This window comes from Quadrisphaera sp. RL12-1S, assembly GCF_014270065.1.
Classification (GTDB): domain Bacteria; phylum Actinomycetota; class Actinomycetes; order Actinomycetales; family Quadrisphaeraceae; genus Quadrisphaera.
This window is the reverse complement of the sequence record NZ_JACNME010000003.1, coordinates 143743-160035: the sequence shown is the minus strand read 5'-3', so window position 1 is coordinate 160035 and position 16293 is coordinate 143743. Positions and strand designations below refer to the sequence as shown.

Below are 16293 nucleotides of genomic sequence, written 5' to 3'. Positions count from 1 at the left end.
CCGCCTGGGCCCGGCACCGGGCCCCACGGGCGCCACCTCGAAGGGGATCCGTTGTCAGGCCTCCACTGGACCGTCGGCCGCCGCCTCGCAGCCGGCTTCACCCTCGCCACGATCCTGCTGGGCACGCTCGGCGGCTTCGCGCTCCACTTCACGGAGGCGCTGCACGCCAACCAGGGCATGGTGACCCACACCTACAAGGTCCTCGCCGCCGTGGACGCGCTGGGCAGCAGCCTCACCGACGCCGAGACCGGTCAGCGCGGCTACGTCATCACCGGTGATGACGCCTACCTCGCTCCGTTCACGGCCGCGAAGGCGGAGACCGCCGCTCAGCTGGACACCATCGCCACCCTCACGGCGGACAACCCGCGGCAGCAGGCGCGGGTGGCGTCGATCCGCCCCCTCATCGACAGCAAGTACGCCGAGATGCAGCAGACGATCGACCTGCGCCGCACCCAGGGCTTCACCTCGGCGCAGACGGTGGTCGTGGCCGGCGCGGGCAAGCAGGTCATGGACCAGATCCGCGCGACCGCCGCGCAGATGCGCGAGGAGGAGTCCTCGCTGCTGGGCGTGCGGCAGTCCGCCTCCGACAGCGCCCGGCGCAGCGCTGTGCTGCTGGTGGTGGTGGGCACGCTCGCGGGCGCGGTGGCGTTCACCGCCATCGCCGTCGTCGTGACGCGCAGCATCCGCCGGCCGCTGCGCGCGCTGGGGGACGGGCTGGAGGGGGTCGCCAGCGGTGACGGTGACCTGACGGCCCGCCTCGACGAGTCCCGCACCGACGAGTTCGGCGCCGTCACCCGGGCCTTCAACCGCTTCGTGGAGACGATCCGGGTGACCATCGCCTCGGCGGCCGCCAGCGCACAGGCGGTCGCCGCGGCCAGCGAGGAGCTCGCTGCGACCTCGTCGATGATCGACAGCGGTGCGCAGCAGGCCGCCGCTCAGGCCGGGGCCGCCACCAGCACCGCGGGCTCGGTGGCAGGCAGCGTCGAGACCGTCTCCGCGGGCGCCGAGGAGATGCGCGCCTCCATCGAGGAGATCGCCCGCAGCACCAGCCGCGCCGCGGAGGTCACCGCGCAGGCGGTGGCTGCTGCCGAGGCCACCAGCGCCACCATCAGCTCGCTCGGTGCGTCCAGCCGGGAGATCGGCGACGTCGTCAAGGTCATCACTTCCATCGCCGAGCAGACCAACCTGCTGGCCCTCAACGCCACCATCGAGGCCGCTCGCGCCGGAGAGGCCGGAAAGGGCTTCGCGGTGGTGGCCAGCGAGGTCAAGGACCTGGCGCAGGGCACCGCCCGCGCCACCTCCGACATCACCACCAGGATCACCCAGATCCAGGCCTCCACGGACTCGGCCGTGGCAGCGATCGCCGAGATCACCCAGATCATCGGCCGGATCAACGAGTTCCAGATGACCATCTCGGCCGCGGTGGAGCAGCAGGCGGCTACCACCACGGAGATGAGCCGTGCGATCTCCGACGCCTCCGCAGGCACGTCGACCTTCGCCGCCAGCCTCGACACCGTAGCCGGGGCCATCTCCTCCACCAGCCGAGGCCTCGGGGAGACCCGCGCCGCCGTGGCGGAGCTGTCGAAGATGGCGGCCACCCTCGACGGCCTGGTCGGTCGGTTCAAGCACTGAGCCGGTCATGCGAGGGGGGACGCACCGCACCCGCGGTGGGTCCCCCCTCGCTGTGACCACCGGTGCCCTCGGCACCGGGCAGCAGCGTCGGGAGGCTGTGGCGCTCTCCGCAGGGCCGCTGCGAGAGTGCGGGAGTGAGCCCCCACACCGGACGGGTCCGGCTGCTGCGCAGCGCGACGCTCGCTGACACCGTGCCGTACGCCTACGCCGCCGCCACCGACCGACCCGGGCGCCTCCTGTTCACCGCAGGCGCGTGCCCTCTCGACGACGAGTGCCGGGTGGTGGCGCCGGGCGACCACGTCGCGCAGGCGGAGCAGGTGCTCGCCAACCTCCGCACGGTGCTTCGCGAGGCCGGCGCCGACCTCACCGACGTCCTCAAGACCACCGTCTACGTCGCTTCCGACCGCCGCGAGGTGCTCGCGCAGGTGTGGGAGGTGGTGGCGCGCGCCTTCGGGGACCACGACGCGCCCAGCACCCTGCTCGGCGTGAGCGTGCTCGGCTGGCCCGACCAGCTGGTGGAGGTCGAAGCCGTCGCCGTGCTGCCATGACTGTGGAGTCCACGGCTGTGCTCTGCGTCGCTCCTGGCAACGCGCCGTCCCGGGGTGTCGCACCTCAAGCGCGCTGCAGGTACTCCACTGGGGCACATGAAGATCACGGAAGTGACCCTCCCCGTCGACGACCTGGCCGCAGCCGAGCGCTTCTACGGCAGCACGCTCGGCCTCCCCACCCGCCCTGGTGGGGACGCGCTCGTGGTGGCCGTCGGCAGCACCGAGCTGCGGCTGGTGGAGCAGGTCCCCTCCTCGGGCGCCGTCGACCACCTGGCCATCACCGTGCCGGCCGACGGCTTCGACGAGGCGAAGCGCTGGCTGGGGCAGCGCCTCGACCTGCTCGCCCTGGACGGTCGTGACGAGTTCGAGGGCGCCCCCAGCTGGGACAGCCGGTCGCTGTACTTCCTCGGACCCAGCCGCTGCGTCCTCGAGCTCATCACGCGGCGGCGCGTGCCCGCACGCCTCGGGGGTGACCAGTTCGGGCCCCAGCACCTGCTGTGCGTCAGCGAGGTCGGCGTGGCCGTCCCCGACGTCCCCGCGGCCGCCCGCCTGCTGCAGGCGGCCGCGGGGCTGGAGGTGTTCGGCGACGGCGTCGGCGACACGTTCGCCGCGGTCGGCGACGACGACGGCCTGCTCGTCCTCGCCGCCGAGGGCCGCACCTGGTTCCCGACGGCGGACCTGTGCGCCACCGCCAGCCCGCGCACGGTCGTGGCCACGACCGACCGCACGACACACGGCCCGGTCGAGCTCCAGCTCGGGTCCACGTCGCTGGAGCTCCGTCCCCGTGTCCCGGTGCCGCCCTCCTGACGAGCGGCGGGGTGTGCGTGTCCGGCGCCCGGAGCCCTGTCGGACAGGGCTCCGGGCGGCGGACACGCACACCCCGCGGCGGTACGGTCCGGTGGTGGCGATCCCCTGGGGCCTGGTGCTCACCCCGCTCGGGTTCGTCCTGCTCCTCGCGCTGCTCGCCGCCGTGGGGGTCGTGGCCGTTCTCGTCGTGGCCCTGCTCAACCGCCGCCGCAGCAGCGACGACCGCTGACCGCCGTCTGACCGACCTCGGACCCGGAGCAACGCTGCGCGCCCTGTCCGCGTCTACCCAGCATGAGCAGCCACCTGCGCGGCGACGCCGACGACGGCGAGAGCGCCCTCGCCCTGGCCGTGCGGCGCGCGGTGGAGGACGACGACGGCGCGTGGTCGTCCGAGCACCTGAGCGCGGTCGCGGAGCGGGCTGCCGGCCGCGCCGCGCGTCGTCGTCGTCGACGACTGGTGGTCGCCCCGGCCGCGGTGCTGGCGGTCGCGGTCGCCGTCGCCGCGGGCGTCGCGGTGGTGCCGTCGCTGGTGGCGGCGGAGCGGGCCGCGCCCGTGGCAGCGAGCCGCCCGCCGACGCCAGCGCCGTCGGCGGCAGATCTGCAGCCCGCGGACCCGGCGATGACCGCTGCCGCGGAGGCCGCGGGACGCCTGTCCACGGCCGAGGTCCAGTGGGTGCTCCCGGGGGCGCGGGCGCAGGTCCAGTTCCGAGGGCGGCCGGGCTGGGTGACGGAGCCGGACGCCTGCGGCACCGCCGACCTGGACGTGGTGGCTCCTGAGGCCGAGGCCAGGGGGACCTGGTCGCTCCAGACCCCCGGCGCCTCGGCCGACCAGGGCTCGACGGACCGCGTCGCGCCGTGGCTGACGTCGCGGGTGGCCACGTACGCCGACCCCGCTCAGGCGAAGGCCTACGTTCGGGCCCTCGACGCGAGCACCCGCACGTGCGTCCCAGCGGAGGGGGAACCACGGCCGAGCAGTCCGCAGGTCTTCCAGGTGCGGCTCGCCGACGCCCTGTACGGGTCCACGACCGCGTCCGCCCCCGGCCAGTACAGGCTCACAGCGGCCGTCGCCGCGGGGGCGCACGTGGCGGTCATCTCGGCACTGGTGGACCTCACCGAGGGCGGCGAGCAGGCCACGGCTGAGCAGCTCCTGGCCAGCGACGTGGCACAGCTCGCCACTGCGGCCGCCGCCCGCGCCGACGGACGGGCAGGAGCGCAGGCTCCGCTCGACCTGGCGCGCAGCCCCGTCACCACGGCCGACGTCGGCGCGGTGCTGCCCGGTGCACGACCGGTCGCCGCCTACACCGCGGGGCTCGCGCTCGACGGCCAGCTGCGCGACGCCTGCGGGCGCACGCCCCTGGCCGGCGTCGCAGCGCCCGGCAGGCTGCAGCGCTGGGCGTGGCTCGACCCCGAGCTCGGGCACGTCGACTTCGGCGTGGGGGGCAGCGGTCCGTCGGCGGCGGGGAACGCGGCGCTCGTGGTCGTCCGGTCCGACTTCGCCACGGAGGAGGAGGCGCGGGCCTACGCGACGGCCTTCGAGCGCAGCGCGACCACGTGCGGGCGCGGCACCGGCGCGGCCGAGCCCGTGCCGCTGCGCCTGTCACCCGTGGGGACGCCCGACGCCCTGCTCACCACCGGGTACGCCCCGAGCGTCCAGCGGTACGGGTACGACGCCGTGGTGGTCCGCGGCAGCACCGCCGCCACCGTCCTCGCCAGCGTCCCCGGTGACGCCACCGACGCGTCGGCCGAGCAGGCCGTCCACCGCGTCATCGACCTCGCCACCGCTGCCGCCGACCGCGCGGCGGCCGACGCCGCGAGCGGCTCGTGAGCCGCTGGCGCCGCCCGGACCCCGCCGAGCGCGCCGCCTTCGAGGTGTTCGTCCAGCAGCGCGGCCAGGCGCTCGCGGCGCTCGCCCGGGGCCTCACCGCGTCCAGCGAGGACGCCGAGGACCTCCTGCAGGACGTCCTCGCCACGGTGCTCGAGCGCTGGGAGCGCGTGGCCGCGGCCGACGACCCGTACCTCTACGCCCGCCGCGTCATGGTCAACGCGTGCACGAGCGCGTGGCGGCGGCGCCACCGCGAGATGCACGAGCACTCCGCGGAGCACGTCATGGCCCAGGGCGCCCGCGGCACGGCCCAGGGCGCGCGCGGCTCCGACGCGCTGTGGCGCTCGCCGTCCCACCACGCTGACGGCGACGGCGAGCACCGGGTCCTCCTGCTCGACGAGCGCCGTGCGGCGCTGGAGGCGCTGCGCCAGCTGCCGCCGCGCCAGCGGGCCGTCGTCGTCCTGCGGTACGTCGAGGACCTGCCCGACTCCGAGATCGCGGCCCTGCTGGACGTCGCGCCGGTCACCGTCCGCAGCACCTCCCTGCGGGCGCTGCGCACGCTGCGGGGTCTGCTCCCAGGTCGCTGACCTAGCGTGTGCGGCGTGACAGCGACCGGCCCGCGGGCCGTCCCGGTGGCCCAGGCCGTCCCGGCAGCGCTGGCCAGCGCAGCCGCCGCCAGCTGGGTCGCGAACTGCGCCGTCGGGCTGGCCGCGTGGCGCGGGCGCCGGGGGAGCCGCTGGCCCCACCACGCCCTCTACGTCTCCACGTGCACCTGGACGCTGCTCGCGCTGACCGCCTCCGCGCTCCTGGGCCGCAGCAGGACGACGACGGCGCTGCTGGCCCCCGCGCTGCTGCCGCTCGTCGTCGTCCCCCGGGTCCGCGCGGGCGGGACGGGGCACGTGCTGCTCGCGGCGTCGCTGGCGCCGCCCCTGCTCGCGGGTGCGGCGGCGGCCTGGGCGCGGGCGGGGAGGGCCTGAGCCGTGGAGCTGCTCGACGCCATCCGCCGGCGGCGCACCACGAACGGCCCGTTCCTGCCCGACCCCGTCAGCCCCGAGCACCAGCGCCTGCTCGTGGAGGTGGCCGGGCGCGCGCCGAGCCAGCTGAACAGCCAGCCGTGGCGGTTCGTGCTGGTCGAGGACCGGTCGACCATCGAGCGCGTCGCCGCGATCAGCGGCGAGAGCATGACCACGGCCATGTCCAACGGCACGTTCTTCGAGCGGTACAAGCGCTACTTCCGCTTCAGCGCCGCCGAGATGGCGCAGCAGCGCAGCGGCATGCTCTTCGACAAGCTGCCCGCGCCGCTGCGTCCGTTCACAGGCCAGGTGTTCACGCGCCGCGGCCAGAAGCTCATGAACGCCCTGCGCGTGCCGCAGACGCTCGGCGAGGAGAACCGCAAGCTGGTGGCCGGGTCCCCGCTGCTGCTGGCCGCGCTGCTCGACAAGGCCGAGCACCGCCCGGGGGAGCTGTCGGCGTTCTACTCGCTGTTCTCCCTGGGGGCGGCGGTGGAGAACATCTGGCTGACCACGACCCAGCTGGGGCTCGGCATCCAGTTCGTGTCCTTCCCCATGGAGGTCCCGGGAGCCTGGGAGCGCATCGAGGCGCTGCTGGAGGTGCCTGACGACCTCGACCTCATGGCCGTGTACCGCATCGGCCACGTGCCGCCGGACCAGCGCCGCCCCGCCATCGACTGGTCGAGCAGCGAGCGGCGCGCCCCCTCGCAGTACGTCTACCGCGAAACGTGCGCGACCCCTCAGACCGGCTGGGACGACGAGGGGTAGACGTCGACGACGAGCGCGCGGTGGTCACCGACCGCCAGCTGCTGCGCACTCCCCGTCGCGGTGACGGGGGCGCCGAGGGACACGACGTGGTCGAGCTGCACCCGCGGCGCCGCACCGGGGAAGGTCGGGGTGCGCACGAGCGTGGGCGCCCCCGCCGCCAGGCGCACCAGCGGCGCCGGCAGGTTGAGGTCGCCGGCGAGCAGCACCGGGCGTGTGGCGCCGTCGGGTCCGGCGGGGGCGAGCCCGCGCAGCCACGCCGAGAGCCGCCGAAGCTGCCGCAGCGCCGTCGGCGGTGCGAAGGACAGGTGCGTGGCCGCCACCACGGTGCCGTCGGCGAGCACCGCTGCCACGGCGGCCCGCGGCTCGTCGGGGAACAGCAGCACGCCCGTGCGCCCGCTGACCGGGTCGGGCACCACGAGCGGCAGCCGACCGCGGCCCGTGCCGAGGTCGAGGGCGTGCCAGGCGGTCACGGGCCGCCTGACCAGCAGGGCGACGCCGAAGGTCGGCCGCCGCGGCGACGGGCGTGGGCTGTCGCCGTCGTCGTCCTGCTCGTCGTCCTGCACGTCGTCCGGGCCGCGCAGCGTCCCTGCCAGCGGCGCCCAGTCGCGCTGCAGCCCCGGGGTCCCGGTGAGCGTGGGCGCCATCCGCCAGTGCGGCAGCCCCACCGCGGCGGCTGCCCCGGCGGCCTGGTCGAGGCCGCCGGAGCGGTCCTGGGCGTCGTCGACCTCGGACAGCGCGAGCACGTCGCAGCCCGCCAGCGGCGCCAGGCCCTCCCGCAGCGGCGCGGAGCCGCGGCCGGACGCGAGGTTGAGCGCGGCGAACCTCATGCCCCGGAGCCCAGCTCGTCACCGAGCAGGTCGCCGTCGTCGAGGGAGGCGTCGAGGTCCTCCAGCATGGCGGTGGCGTCGTCGAGCACGTCGTGGTCCTCCAGCAGCGCGCCGTGCAGCAGGTAGCGGGCCAGCGCCATCTCGCCGGCCAGCCGGGCGCGGGCCGCCAGCGCCGGGTCGAGCGGCTCGTGGCGGGCGGAGGCGTGCTCGGCCAGCACCGCGTCGAGGGACTCCGTGGGCGCCGCGGCGGCCAGCCAGCCGAGGTCGTCGGCCGGATCGCCCACGCTGAGGGAGCCCCAGCCGGTGACGCCCGTGACCGCGCGGCCGTCGGTGAGCACGCGGGTGCCGTCCAGGTCGCCGTGGACGACCACGGGGGAGAAGCGCCACCAGCGCACCTCCTCCAGTCCCCGCTCCCAGCGGGCGAGCAGCCGCGCGGGCACCCTGCCGGTGGAGGCCGCGCGGTCCAGCTCGGACAGGCGCCGGCCGCGCACCTCCGAGGCGCTCCACACCGGCAGCCCGGCGTCGTCGACGGCCGCGGCGGGCAGGTCGTGCACCACCGCCAGCGCACGGGCCAGCGAGGTGGACAGCGTCCCGGGCCGCAGGTCCGCCACGTCCACCTCGTCACCGGGCACCCACGTGGTGACCACGGCGCGGCCGCCCTCGGGCAGCGGCGTCCACCCCGCCACCGCGGGGACCGCGAAGGGCAGCCGCACCCCCAGCGCCGGCTCCGCGAGGCGCGCGAGCAGCCCCAGCGCCGCCGCCTCCCGCTCCAGGTCGGCGCCGGCGGCAGCGCTGCGCGGGACGCTGATGACGTGCCGGGTGCCGCTCTCGTCCTCGACCAGCGCGACGTCGAGGTCGGCGCCGTCGTCGTCGAGGAGCTGCACCCGCGTCGGCTCAGCACCCGGGAGCGCGGCGCTGGCGAGCGCGGCCATGAGGTACGGGTCGCGGCGCACGGGACAACGCTAGGGCCCCGCCGCAGGCACGCGGGGTCCTGACCGCTCGCGCGTCCGGGACGGCGGCTGCCTACGGTGGTCGCCGTGGCCCCCGCACCCCTGCCCGACCTGTCCCTGTCCCGCTCCGCCTCGGACCGCCAGGGCGCCCGCCGCGGCGACGACGGCCTGCTCGAGCGGCTCTGGTCCGACGACGCCGTCCGGGTGCTGCGCGTCCACGACGGCCGCACGCCGGTGGCCCGCAGCGGCGACGGCGGCCCGCGGCTGGCGCTGGTGCCCCCGTCGCACGTGCCCACCACGGCGCCGAACGGGGTGCGCGTGCTGCTGGGCACCGGGCCGGACGGCACCTGGTACGTGGCGCAGGAGGTGGCCGACCCCTCCCTCGACCCCGGGGGCGGTGACGACTGGGCGGACCTGCGCACCCTCGGGGTGGAGCTGGACGCCCTCGAGGCCGGCCTGCTCACCCAGGCCGTGGCGGTGCTGCGCTGGCACGCGGTCAACCCCCGCTGCCCGCGCTGCGGCGCCCCGACCTCGGTGGAGCAGGCCGGCTGGGTGCGCCGGTGCACGGCGGACGGCAGCGAGCACTTCCCCCGCACCGACCCGGCGGTGATCATGTCCGTGGTCGACGCGGACGACCGCCTCCTGCTCGGCCACAACGACCTGTGGCCCGACAAGCGCTACTCGACGCTCGCCGGCTTCGTCGAGCCCGGGGAGTCCCTCGAGGCCGCGGTGCGCCGCGAGGTGCTCGAGGAGGTGGGCATCGAGGTCGGCGACGTCGACTACCTCGGCAACCAGCCGTGGCCGTTCCCGGCCTCGCTCATGCTCGGCTTCCGCGGCACCGCGGTGAGCACGGAGGTGCTCACCGACGACGTCGAGATCACCGACGCCCGCTGGTTCACCCGCGAGGGGCTCGCCACCGCCCTGCGGAGGGGCGAGGTGCTCCTGCCGCCGCCGGTCTCCATCGCCCGGCGGATCATCGAGCAGTGGTACGGCGGCCCGCTGGAGGACTCCGGCGGCGTCTGGCGCTGACTGCGCCAGGCCCCCTGTGAGCCGCAGCGGAGCGCTCGGCCGCGCTCCGGGGTGCGGGGTCAGGGGTGCACGAGCGCCGGGTGGCGGGGGTCCTCGCAGCGCACCACGAGGTCGGCGCGCGCCGCCGGGTCGGTCTCCTCCAGGTAACGCGCCCACGCCCCGACCACGCGCTCCGCGTCACCGGCCGGCAGCCTGCGGCGCTGCGCCGCCTCGGAGGTCTGCAGGTGGACCACGGCGTCCAGCGCCCCGGACATCTCCCAGCGCAGCAGGAACGGCCCGGTCAGCACCAGCACGGCCGCCGGGGGCGCCGCGCGACGCTCCTGGCGCGTGGCGCGGTCGCGCTCGGCGTCCCAGAGCGCGGGCAGCCAGGTGCCGGCGCCGTCGGGGGCCAGGGGGTCCAGCACCTCGCGCAGCAGGGCGTAGACGTCGTACCAGCCCTCGTAGCCGGCGTCGGGGTCGTGCGGGCCGTGCTCCAGGCGCAGCGAGCGCGGGCGCAGGTAGTCCTCGGCGTCCACCCGCAGCACGGGGCGGCCCTGCGACTCCAGGGCCGCCACCACGGCCCCGGCGACCGCCTCGGCGTCGGAGGGCACCGCGGCGTCCACACCGAGCCGGCGGCCGGGAGTGCGCTCGAGCGCCGCCAGGGCCCGCTGAGCGAGCCCGGCGGCGTCGAGCGGCTCGACCCTCAGGAGAGCTTGGCCTTCACCTCGGCGAGGGAGGGGTTGGTGGCCGAGGACCCGTCCGGGAACACCACGGTCGGGACGGTCTGGTTGCCCCCGTTGACGCTCTGCACGTACTCGGCGGCGCCCGGGACCTCCTCGATGTTCACCTCGTTCCAGGTGATGCCCTCGCGCTGCAGGCCCTTCTTGAGGATCTTGCAGTAGCCGCACCACGTGGTGGTGTACATGGTGATGGAGCCCTGCTCGGGCAGCGTGGGCGCAGACATCGCTCTCCTCGGTGGTCGGTGGTCGGACGGGTCTTCCGCTGTGGGTCAACGCCCGACCTCGCCGTCGTCATCCCACAGGCGGCCGCCGGCGTGGTGGGGTGACCCGATGGCCACCGACCCGCTCGCCGCCCTCGTCGCCGACCTGCCCGCCTGCGAGCTGCACGTGCACCTCGAGGGCACCCTGGAGCCCGAGCTGCTCCTGGAGCTCGCGGCCCGCAACGGGGTGGAGCTGGCGACGACGACGGTCGAGGAGGTCCGCGCGACGCACGTCTTCGACTCCCTCGCGTCCTTCCTGGCCGTCTACTACCCGGCGATGGACGTGCTGCAGACCCGGCGCGACTTCACCGACCTCGCGTGGGCGTACCTGGTGCGCGCCGCGGGGCAGAACGTCCGCCGGGCCGAGGTGTTCTTCGACCCGCAGGCGCACACCAGCCGCGGGGTGCCCTTCGAGGTGGTGGTGGAGGGACTGCTGGACGCCGTCGATCGCGCACCGCGCGAGCTGGGCGTCGACGCCGCGCTGATCATGTGCTTCCTGCGCGACCACCCCGTGGCGTCCGCCGAGGAGACGCTGGCGGCGTCGCTGCCCTACGCCGACCGCATCCTCGGCGTCGGCCTGGACTCCGACGAGCGCGACCACCCGCCCGCCCAGTTCGCCGCCGTCTTCGCCCGCGCCCGCGCGGCCGGCTACCGGCTCACGATGCACTGCGACATCGACCAGGAGGGCACGCTCGAGCACCTCCGGCAGGTCCTCGAGGACGTCCGGGTGGACCGGATCGACCACGGCACCAACATCGTCGACGCCCCGGACCTGCTCGCCGTCGCCGTCGAGCGGGGGCTCGGGTTCACGGCGTGCCCGCTGTCCAACGGGTTCGTCACCGAGCAGATGAAGGCCCCCGAGATCGTCGCGCTGCTGCGCGCCGGGGCGAAGGTCTGCGTCAACGGTGACGACCCCGCCTACTTCGGCGGCTACCTCAAGGAGAACCTGCTCGCCCTGGCGCGCGCCGCTGACCTGTCGCCCGCCGACGTGGTGCAGCTGGCGCGGAACGGCTTCGAGGCGAGCTGGGCGCCTCCGGCGCGGGTGGCGGAGCACCTCGCCGAGGTCGACGCCGTGGCCGCCGCCCACGGCGTCACGGGCTGACGGGCTGCCGATCAGCCGGTCAGTCGACCAGGCGCACCACGAGGTCGGCGCGCTGCGCCGTCGCGGCGACGACGACGGCGTTGGCCTGGTCCGGTCCGTGCGACCAGGCCAGCGCCGCGTCCGGCGCCTTCCCGAACGCCTCGTGGCGCGCCACCAGGCGCTGCAGGCGCAGGTCGTCGTCGGGAGCGAGGAACCAGACCTCGTCGAGCAGCTCTCGCACCGGCGCCCACGGCCCGTCGAGCAGCAGGTAGTTGCCCTCCGTGAGGACCAGTCCCACCTCGCGGGGGACCGGCACGGCGCTGCCCACCGGCTCCTCCAGGTCGCGGCGGAACTCCGGGGCGTGCACCACGTCCTCGTCACCGGCCCGCAGCCGGCGCAGCAGCGCCACGTAGCCGCCGGCGTCGAAGGTGTCCGGGGCGCCCTTGCGCGTGGCCCGCCCCCAGCGCTCCAGGGTCGCCTGGGCCAGGTGGAACCCGTCCATGCCCACCAGCGCGGCGCCACCGTCCAGCTCGGGCCCGAGCGCCGTCACCAGCCGCGCCGCCAGCGTCGACTTGCCCGCGCCGGGCGCGCCCACCACCCCCAGCAGCACCCGGCGGCCCCCGGCCGCGGCCACGAGGTCGCGGGCGCGCTGGACGAGCGCGTCCGTCGTCGTCGAGATCGCCTGTGGACGGTGGGACGGCGGTGTCGGCACGGTCAGCCATCATGGCCGGGTCATGTCCACCTCTCACCTCGCGGCCACGCACGCGACCCTCGCCGACGCCGTCCTCGCCTCGCTCGACCCCGAGCAGCGGGCGGTGGCCTCCGCGCTGCGCGGACCGGTCTGCGTGCTGGCCGGAGCGGGCACCGGCAAGACCCGGGCCATCACCCACCGCATCGCCCACGGCGTGCACGCCGGCGTGTACGACCCGCGCAGCGTGCTCGCGCTGACGTTCACCTCCCGCGCGGCGGGGGAGATGCGCTCGCGCCTGCGGGACCTGGGCGTCCCCGCGGTGCAGGCCCGCACCTTCCACGCCGCCGCGCTGCGCCAGCTGCAGTACTTCTGGCCCACCGCGGTGGGCGGCCCGCTGCCGGTGCTCGTCGAGCACAAGGCGCGCCTGGTGGCCGAGGCCGCCAGCCGGCTGCGCCTGTCGGTGGACCGCACGGCCGTGCGCGACCTGTCCGCCGAGGTGGAGTGGGCCAAGGTCGCCCTCCTCACCCCGGAGGCCTACCCGGCCGCCGTCACCCGCGCCGGGCGCACCCCGCCCGCGGGCCTGGACCCGGGGGCGATGAGCCGGGTCATGCAGTCCTACGAGGACGTCAAGACCGACCGCGGCGCCATGGACTTCGAGGACGTGCTGCTGCTGACCTGCGGGATCCTCGCCGAGCGCGGCGACGTGGCCGAGAGCGTGCGCCGCCAGTACCGGCACTTCACCGTGGACGAGTACCAGGACGTCTCCCCGTTGCAGCAGCGCCTGCTCGACCTGTGGCTGGGCGGCCGGGAGGACGTCTGCGTGGTCGGCGACGCCAGCCAGACCATCTACTCCTTCGCCGGCGCCACCCCCGCGCACCTGCTGGAGTTCCCCCAGCGCCACCCCGGGGCGGCGGTGGTCCGGCTCGTGCGCGACTACCGCTCCACGCCGCAGGTGGTGGCGCTGGCCAACCGCCTGCTCGACCGGGCGCCTGCCGCGGCGGTGAGGGCCCGGGTGGAGCTGGTCGCGCAGCGACCGCCCGGCCCCGACCCCACCTTCACCGAGTACGACGACGACGTCGCCGAGGCGGCCGGCGTGGCCGCCGCGGTGCGCCGCCGCATCGACGCCGGCACGCCGCCCGCCGAGATCGCCGTGCTGTTCCGCACCAACGGCCAGTCCGAGCCCCTCGAGGCCGCCCTGTCCGACGCGGGCGTCGGCTACGTGCTGCGCGGCGGGGAGAAGTTCTTCTTCCGCGCCGAGGTCCGCCAGGCCGTGCTCCTGCTGCGCGGCGCTGCCCGCTCCGACGACGGCAGCCGTCCGCTCGGCGAGGCCGTGCGGGACGTGCTCGCCAGCGCCGGCTGGACCGCCGAGCCGCCCAGCGCCGCCGGCGCCGCCCGGGAGCGCTGGGCCTCGCTGCAGGCGCTCGCGGCGCTCGCGGACGACGTCGCCGCGGCCCGTCCCGGCGCCCGCGTGGCCGAGCTCGTCGCCGAGGTGGACGAGCGGTCGGCCGCCCAGCACGCACCCACCGTGCAGGGGGTGACGCTCGCCTCGTTCCACGCGGCGAAGGGCCTCGAGTGGGACGCCGTGTGGCTGGTCGGCGTGAGCGAGGGCCTGCTGCCCATCAGCTTCTCTGCGGACGACCCCGACAAGGTCGAGGAGGAGCGGCGGTTGCTCTACGTGGGCATCACACGCGCGCGCGAGCACCTCGCGGTGTCGTGGGGGCGCGCCAGGACGCCGGGCGGGCGGGCCAGCCGCACGCCGTCCCGCTTCCTCGACGGCCTGCGCCCCGCCGACCCCGCCGAGCGCGAGCGCCGTCGCAGCTCCGGGGCCGGTGGCGCCGGCGGCGCGCGCTCGAAGAAGGGGCCCGGGCTGGCCCGCGTCTGCCGCTCCTGCGGGCTCGCCCTGAACACCCCCGCCGAGCGCAAGGTGGGCCGCTGCGAGAGCTGCCCGCCCACCTACGACGAGGCCGTCTTCGACGCGCTCCGGGGGTGGCGGTCGAGCACCGCCTCGGAGGCGAAGGTCCCCGCCTACGTCGTCTTCACCGACGCCACGCTGGTCGCGATCGCGGAGACGACCCCGGCGGACACCGCCGCGCTGGCCCGCATCCCCGGTGTCGGCCCGGCCAAGCTCGAGCGGTACGGCGAGGCCGTGCTCGGGGTGCTCCGCGAGGCCGCTGCAGGGGCCTGACGGAGGAGTTCGGAAAAACCTGTTGTGCGTCGTGCGCGGGGCCCCCTAGCCTCGTGCCCACGAGATCAGCCCCGTCTGCAACGGACGGTGCGAGGACGAAGGAGGTGCGAGCGATGACGGAGTACATGGACAGCCGGTTCGAGGTGTCGTCCTGCGACCTCCGCGTGCCCACCTCCGGTGGGTTCGGGGGCACCGCTGTGCCCGCGTCCGCCCGCGCCTTCGCCGACGGGCCCGCCCTCGGCTCCGTCTCCGGAGCCCGCGGTGGCGAGCTCCTCGGCGCCGGCCACGGGGACGCGCTGCGCCAGCGCGTCGTCATCGGAGACGCCCTCACCCAGAACCCGCCCTTCTCGGGGCTCCCCCCTGTCCTCCGGCAGGTGCTGACCAGCTAGGTCCGCTCCTCTCCCGGCGACAGGCCGCGGATCCCCGACCCAGGGGACCGCGGCCTTCGTGCTGTTCACGGTCCCCCCGACCGCTCCGCAGCACCGCCACACCGAGAGGAACACCCCATGTCGTCGCTGCCCTGCCGGGTCAACGACCCGGAGCTCTGGTTCGCCGAGCTCCCGCAGGACGTCGAGGCCGCCAAGGCGCTGTGTACGGGCTGCCCGCTGCGCACCGAGTGCCTGGACGGCGCCCTGGCCCGCTCCGAGCCGTGGGGCGTCTGGGGCGGCGAGCTGGTCCTGGCCGGAGTCGTCGTGCCCCGCAAGCGGCCCCGCGGCCGTCCCCGCAAGCACCCCCTGCCCGAGCCCGTGGGTGCCGTCGCCTGACCGGCGGCGGCTGCCCGGGGCCACCCCCGAGGAGCCTGTCGTGCACACCTTCCACCCCGAACAGGTGCTGTCCCAGCACCACCAGCGCAGCGCGGAGCTGCGGTCCCAGGCGTGCTGGTCCCGCCTGGAGGCGTCCCAGCGGGACGCGGTCCGCGCGGCCCGGCTGGTCGAGCGGGCCCAGCGGCTCGTCGAGCGCGCCGCGCGGCGCGCCCTGGCGCGGCCGGTTCCCGCCGCCTGAGGTCCGCTGACGGGTCACCCGCCCGGGAGACCGGGCAGGTGGCCCGTCAGCCGGTCGCGGGCCCCGGAGGCACTGGACCTCCGGGGCCCGGGCTGCCAGGGTTCCTCCTGTGCGCAGCAACCTCTTCGACGCAGCCACCGCCGAGAAGCAGACCAGCGAGCGCTGGGTGCTGCAGAACTCCGCGATGCTGCGGGTCTCGCTCAGCCAGGACGTCCTGGCCGCCAAGGGCTCGATGGTGGCCTACCAGGGCAGCGTGCGCTTCGACCACGAAGGCTCCGGCTCGATGGCCAAGTTCATCAAGAAGCTCGTGACCAGCGAGGACACGCCGCTGATGCGGGTGTCCGGGCAGGGCGAGGTGTTCTTCGCCAACACCGCCGAGCACGTGCACCTCATTCTCCTCGAGGGTGACGGCATCAGCGTGGACGGCAAGAACCTCCTCGCCTTCGACGCGAGCCTCGAGTGGGACATCCGCCGGGTGCAGGGCGCCGGGCGCCTGTCGGGCGGCATGTGGAACGTCGAGGTGAGCGGGCACGGCGTGGTCGCCCTCACCAGTGACGGACCGCCCGTGCTGCTCGACTGCTCCCAGCAGCCCACCGGTGTGGACATCCAGGCGGCCGTCGCCTGGTCCAGCCACCTGCGCCCGCAGCTGGTGAACAGCATGAACGTGCGTTCGCTGCTGCGCGGCGGCTCCGGCGAGGCGTTCCAGTACCTCTTCCACGGCCCCGGCTTCGTGCTGGTCCAGCCCAGCGAGGGCCGGCCCCTCGGCGGCGAGGGCGGCCACGGGAACCAGCAGGGCGGCTTCCTCAACGACCTCCTGAACTGACCCGCGTCCCGCGGCCGGCCAGGGCCGGCTCGGCTGGCTGTCCACCTCGACCGTGGACGCTGTGTCCCGGTGTGGACCCCCACACCGGGACACAGCGTCCACGGTCGTTCTGCGCCCGGTTCCGCTGCGCCCGGGGGCCG

Annotated in this window: 20 protein-coding genes; 15 read left to right on the top strand and 5 right to left on the bottom strand. The window is 75.8% G+C overall.

Annotated elements, in window-relative coordinates:
* Window positions 1–51: 51 nt before the first annotated feature.
* The 8 genes from H7K62_RS07035 to H7K62_RS07005 all read left to right on the top strand — a co-directional run bounded on the left by H7K62_RS07035 (window position 52) and on the right by H7K62_RS07005 (window position 6586).
* Window positions 52–1632: a methyl-accepting chemotaxis protein gene (locus H7K62_RS07035; protein WP_186717235.1), complete on the top strand. Its 1581-nt coding sequence runs from the start codon at window positions 52–54 to the stop codon at window positions 1630–1632.
* 134 nt (window positions 1633–1766) lie between these two features.
* Window positions 1767–2180: a RidA family protein gene (locus H7K62_RS07030; protein WP_186717234.1), complete on the top strand. Its 414-nt coding sequence runs from the start codon at window positions 1767–1769 to the stop codon at window positions 2178–2180.
* A gap of 96 nt (window positions 2181–2276) precedes the next feature.
* The gene (locus H7K62_RS07025) at window positions 2277–2987 is read left to right on the top strand and encodes a VOC family protein (protein ID WP_186717233.1); all 711 of its coding nucleotides are present in this window, start codon (window positions 2277–2279) and stop codon (window positions 2985–2987) included.
* A gap of 94 nt (window positions 2988–3081) precedes the next feature.
* A complete protein-coding gene (locus tag H7K62_RS22120) occupies window positions 3082–3216 on the top strand; it encodes a hypothetical protein (protein ID WP_255479767.1) in 135 nt (44 codons plus the stop codon).
* Between the two features lie 62 nt (window positions 3217–3278).
* Complete coding sequence (locus tag H7K62_RS07020) at window positions 3279–4811, top strand: hypothetical protein (RefSeq protein ID WP_186717232.1); 1533 nt, start codon at window positions 3279–3281, stop codon at window positions 4809–4811.
* Window positions 4808–5395 carry a sigma-70 family RNA polymerase sigma factor gene (locus H7K62_RS07015; RefSeq protein WP_186717231.1) on the top strand — a complete coding sequence of 196 codons (588 nt, stop codon included), beginning with the start codon at window positions 4808–4810 and terminating at the stop codon, window positions 5393–5395. The genes H7K62_RS07020 and H7K62_RS07015 overlap by 4 nt, the downstream gene beginning before the upstream one ends.
* 15 nt (window positions 5396–5410) lie before the next feature.
* A complete protein-coding gene (locus H7K62_RS07010) occupies window positions 5411–5785 on the top strand; it encodes a hypothetical protein (protein ID WP_186717230.1) in 375 nt (124 codons plus the stop codon).
* A 3-nt stretch (window positions 5786–5788) separates the two neighbouring features.
* Window positions 5789–6586: a nitroreductase family protein gene (locus H7K62_RS07005; protein WP_186717229.1), complete on the top strand. Its 798-nt coding sequence runs from the start codon at window positions 5789–5791 to the stop codon at window positions 6584–6586.
* Here the strand turns inward: H7K62_RS07005 and H7K62_RS07000 are convergent.
* Window positions 6559–7413 carry an endonuclease/exonuclease/phosphatase family protein gene (locus H7K62_RS07000; RefSeq protein WP_186717228.1) on the bottom strand — a complete coding sequence of 285 codons (855 nt, stop codon included), beginning with the start codon at window positions 7411–7413 and terminating at the stop codon, window positions 6559–6561. The two genes, H7K62_RS07005 and H7K62_RS07000, sit on opposite strands and share 28 nt — an antisense overlap.
* Complete coding sequence (locus H7K62_RS06995; protein WP_370591651.1) at window positions 7410–8366, bottom strand: phosphotransferase; 957 nt, start codon at window positions 8364–8366, stop codon at window positions 7410–7412. The genes H7K62_RS07000 and H7K62_RS06995 overlap by 4 nt, the downstream gene beginning before the upstream one ends.
* Window positions 8367–8450: 84 nt before the next feature.
* Between H7K62_RS06995 and nudC the strand changes: the two genes are divergently transcribed.
* Entirely contained in the window at window positions 8451–9392 is a 942-nt protein-coding gene (gene nudC / locus H7K62_RS06990; RefSeq protein ID WP_222437210.1) for an NAD(+) diphosphatase, read from the top strand.
* A gap of 59 nt (window positions 9393–9451) precedes the next feature.
* Here nudC and H7K62_RS06985 read toward each other — a convergent pair whose 3' ends face one another.
* Window positions 9452–9982, bottom strand: a complete 531-nt coding sequence (locus H7K62_RS06985) for a nucleoside/nucleotide kinase family protein (RefSeq protein WP_222437209.1) — start codon at window positions 9980–9982, stop codon at window positions 9452–9454.
* Between the two features lie 92 nt (window positions 9983–10074).
* Window positions 10075–10335, bottom strand: coding sequence for a mycoredoxin (locus tag H7K62_RS06980; protein ID WP_186717226.1), 261 nt, complete (start codon window positions 10333–10335; stop codon window positions 10075–10077).
* Window positions 10336–10441: 106 nt separating this feature from the next.
* Here H7K62_RS06980 and add point away from each other — a divergent pair, with 106 nt between their 5' ends.
* Window positions 10442–11473: an adenosine deaminase gene (gene add / locus H7K62_RS06975; RefSeq protein ID WP_186717225.1), complete on the top strand. Its 1032-nt coding sequence runs from the start codon at window positions 10442–10444 to the stop codon at window positions 11471–11473.
* Window positions 11474–11492: 19 nt separating this feature from the next.
* Here the strand turns inward: add and H7K62_RS06970 are convergent, their stop codons facing one another.
* Entirely contained in the window at window positions 11493–12131 is a 639-nt protein-coding gene (locus tag H7K62_RS06970) for a nucleoside/nucleotide kinase family protein (protein ID WP_186717513.1), read from the bottom strand.
* A gap of 55 nt (window positions 12132–12186) precedes the next feature.
* Here H7K62_RS06970 and H7K62_RS06965 point away from each other — a divergent pair, with 55 nt between their 5' ends.
* The 5 genes from H7K62_RS06965 to H7K62_RS06945 all read left to right on the top strand — a co-directional run bounded on the left by H7K62_RS06965 (window position 12187) and on the right by H7K62_RS06945 (window position 16153).
* Window positions 12187–14328: an ATP-dependent DNA helicase UvrD2 gene (locus H7K62_RS06965; protein ID WP_186717224.1), complete on the top strand. Its 2142-nt coding sequence runs from the start codon at window positions 12187–12189 to the stop codon at window positions 14326–14328.
* A gap of 113 nt (window positions 14329–14441) precedes the next feature.
* Window positions 14442–14717, top strand: a complete 276-nt coding sequence (locus H7K62_RS06960) for a hypothetical protein (RefSeq protein ID WP_186717223.1) — start codon at window positions 14442–14444, stop codon at window positions 14715–14717.
* 117 nt (window positions 14718–14834) lie between these two features.
* Window positions 14835–15092: a WhiB family transcriptional regulator gene (locus tag H7K62_RS06955; protein WP_186717222.1), complete on the top strand. Its 258-nt coding sequence runs from the start codon at window positions 14835–14837 to the stop codon at window positions 15090–15092.
* Window positions 15093–15132: 40 nt separating this feature from the next.
* Complete coding sequence (locus H7K62_RS06950; RefSeq protein ID WP_186717221.1) at window positions 15133–15330, top strand: hypothetical protein; 198 nt, start codon at window positions 15133–15135, stop codon at window positions 15328–15330.
* A 109-nt stretch (window positions 15331–15439) separates the two neighbouring features.
* A complete protein-coding gene (locus H7K62_RS06945; RefSeq protein WP_186717220.1) occupies window positions 15440–16153 on the top strand; it encodes an AIM24 family protein in 714 nt (237 codons plus the stop codon).
* Window positions 16154–16293: the final 140 nt, after the last annotated feature.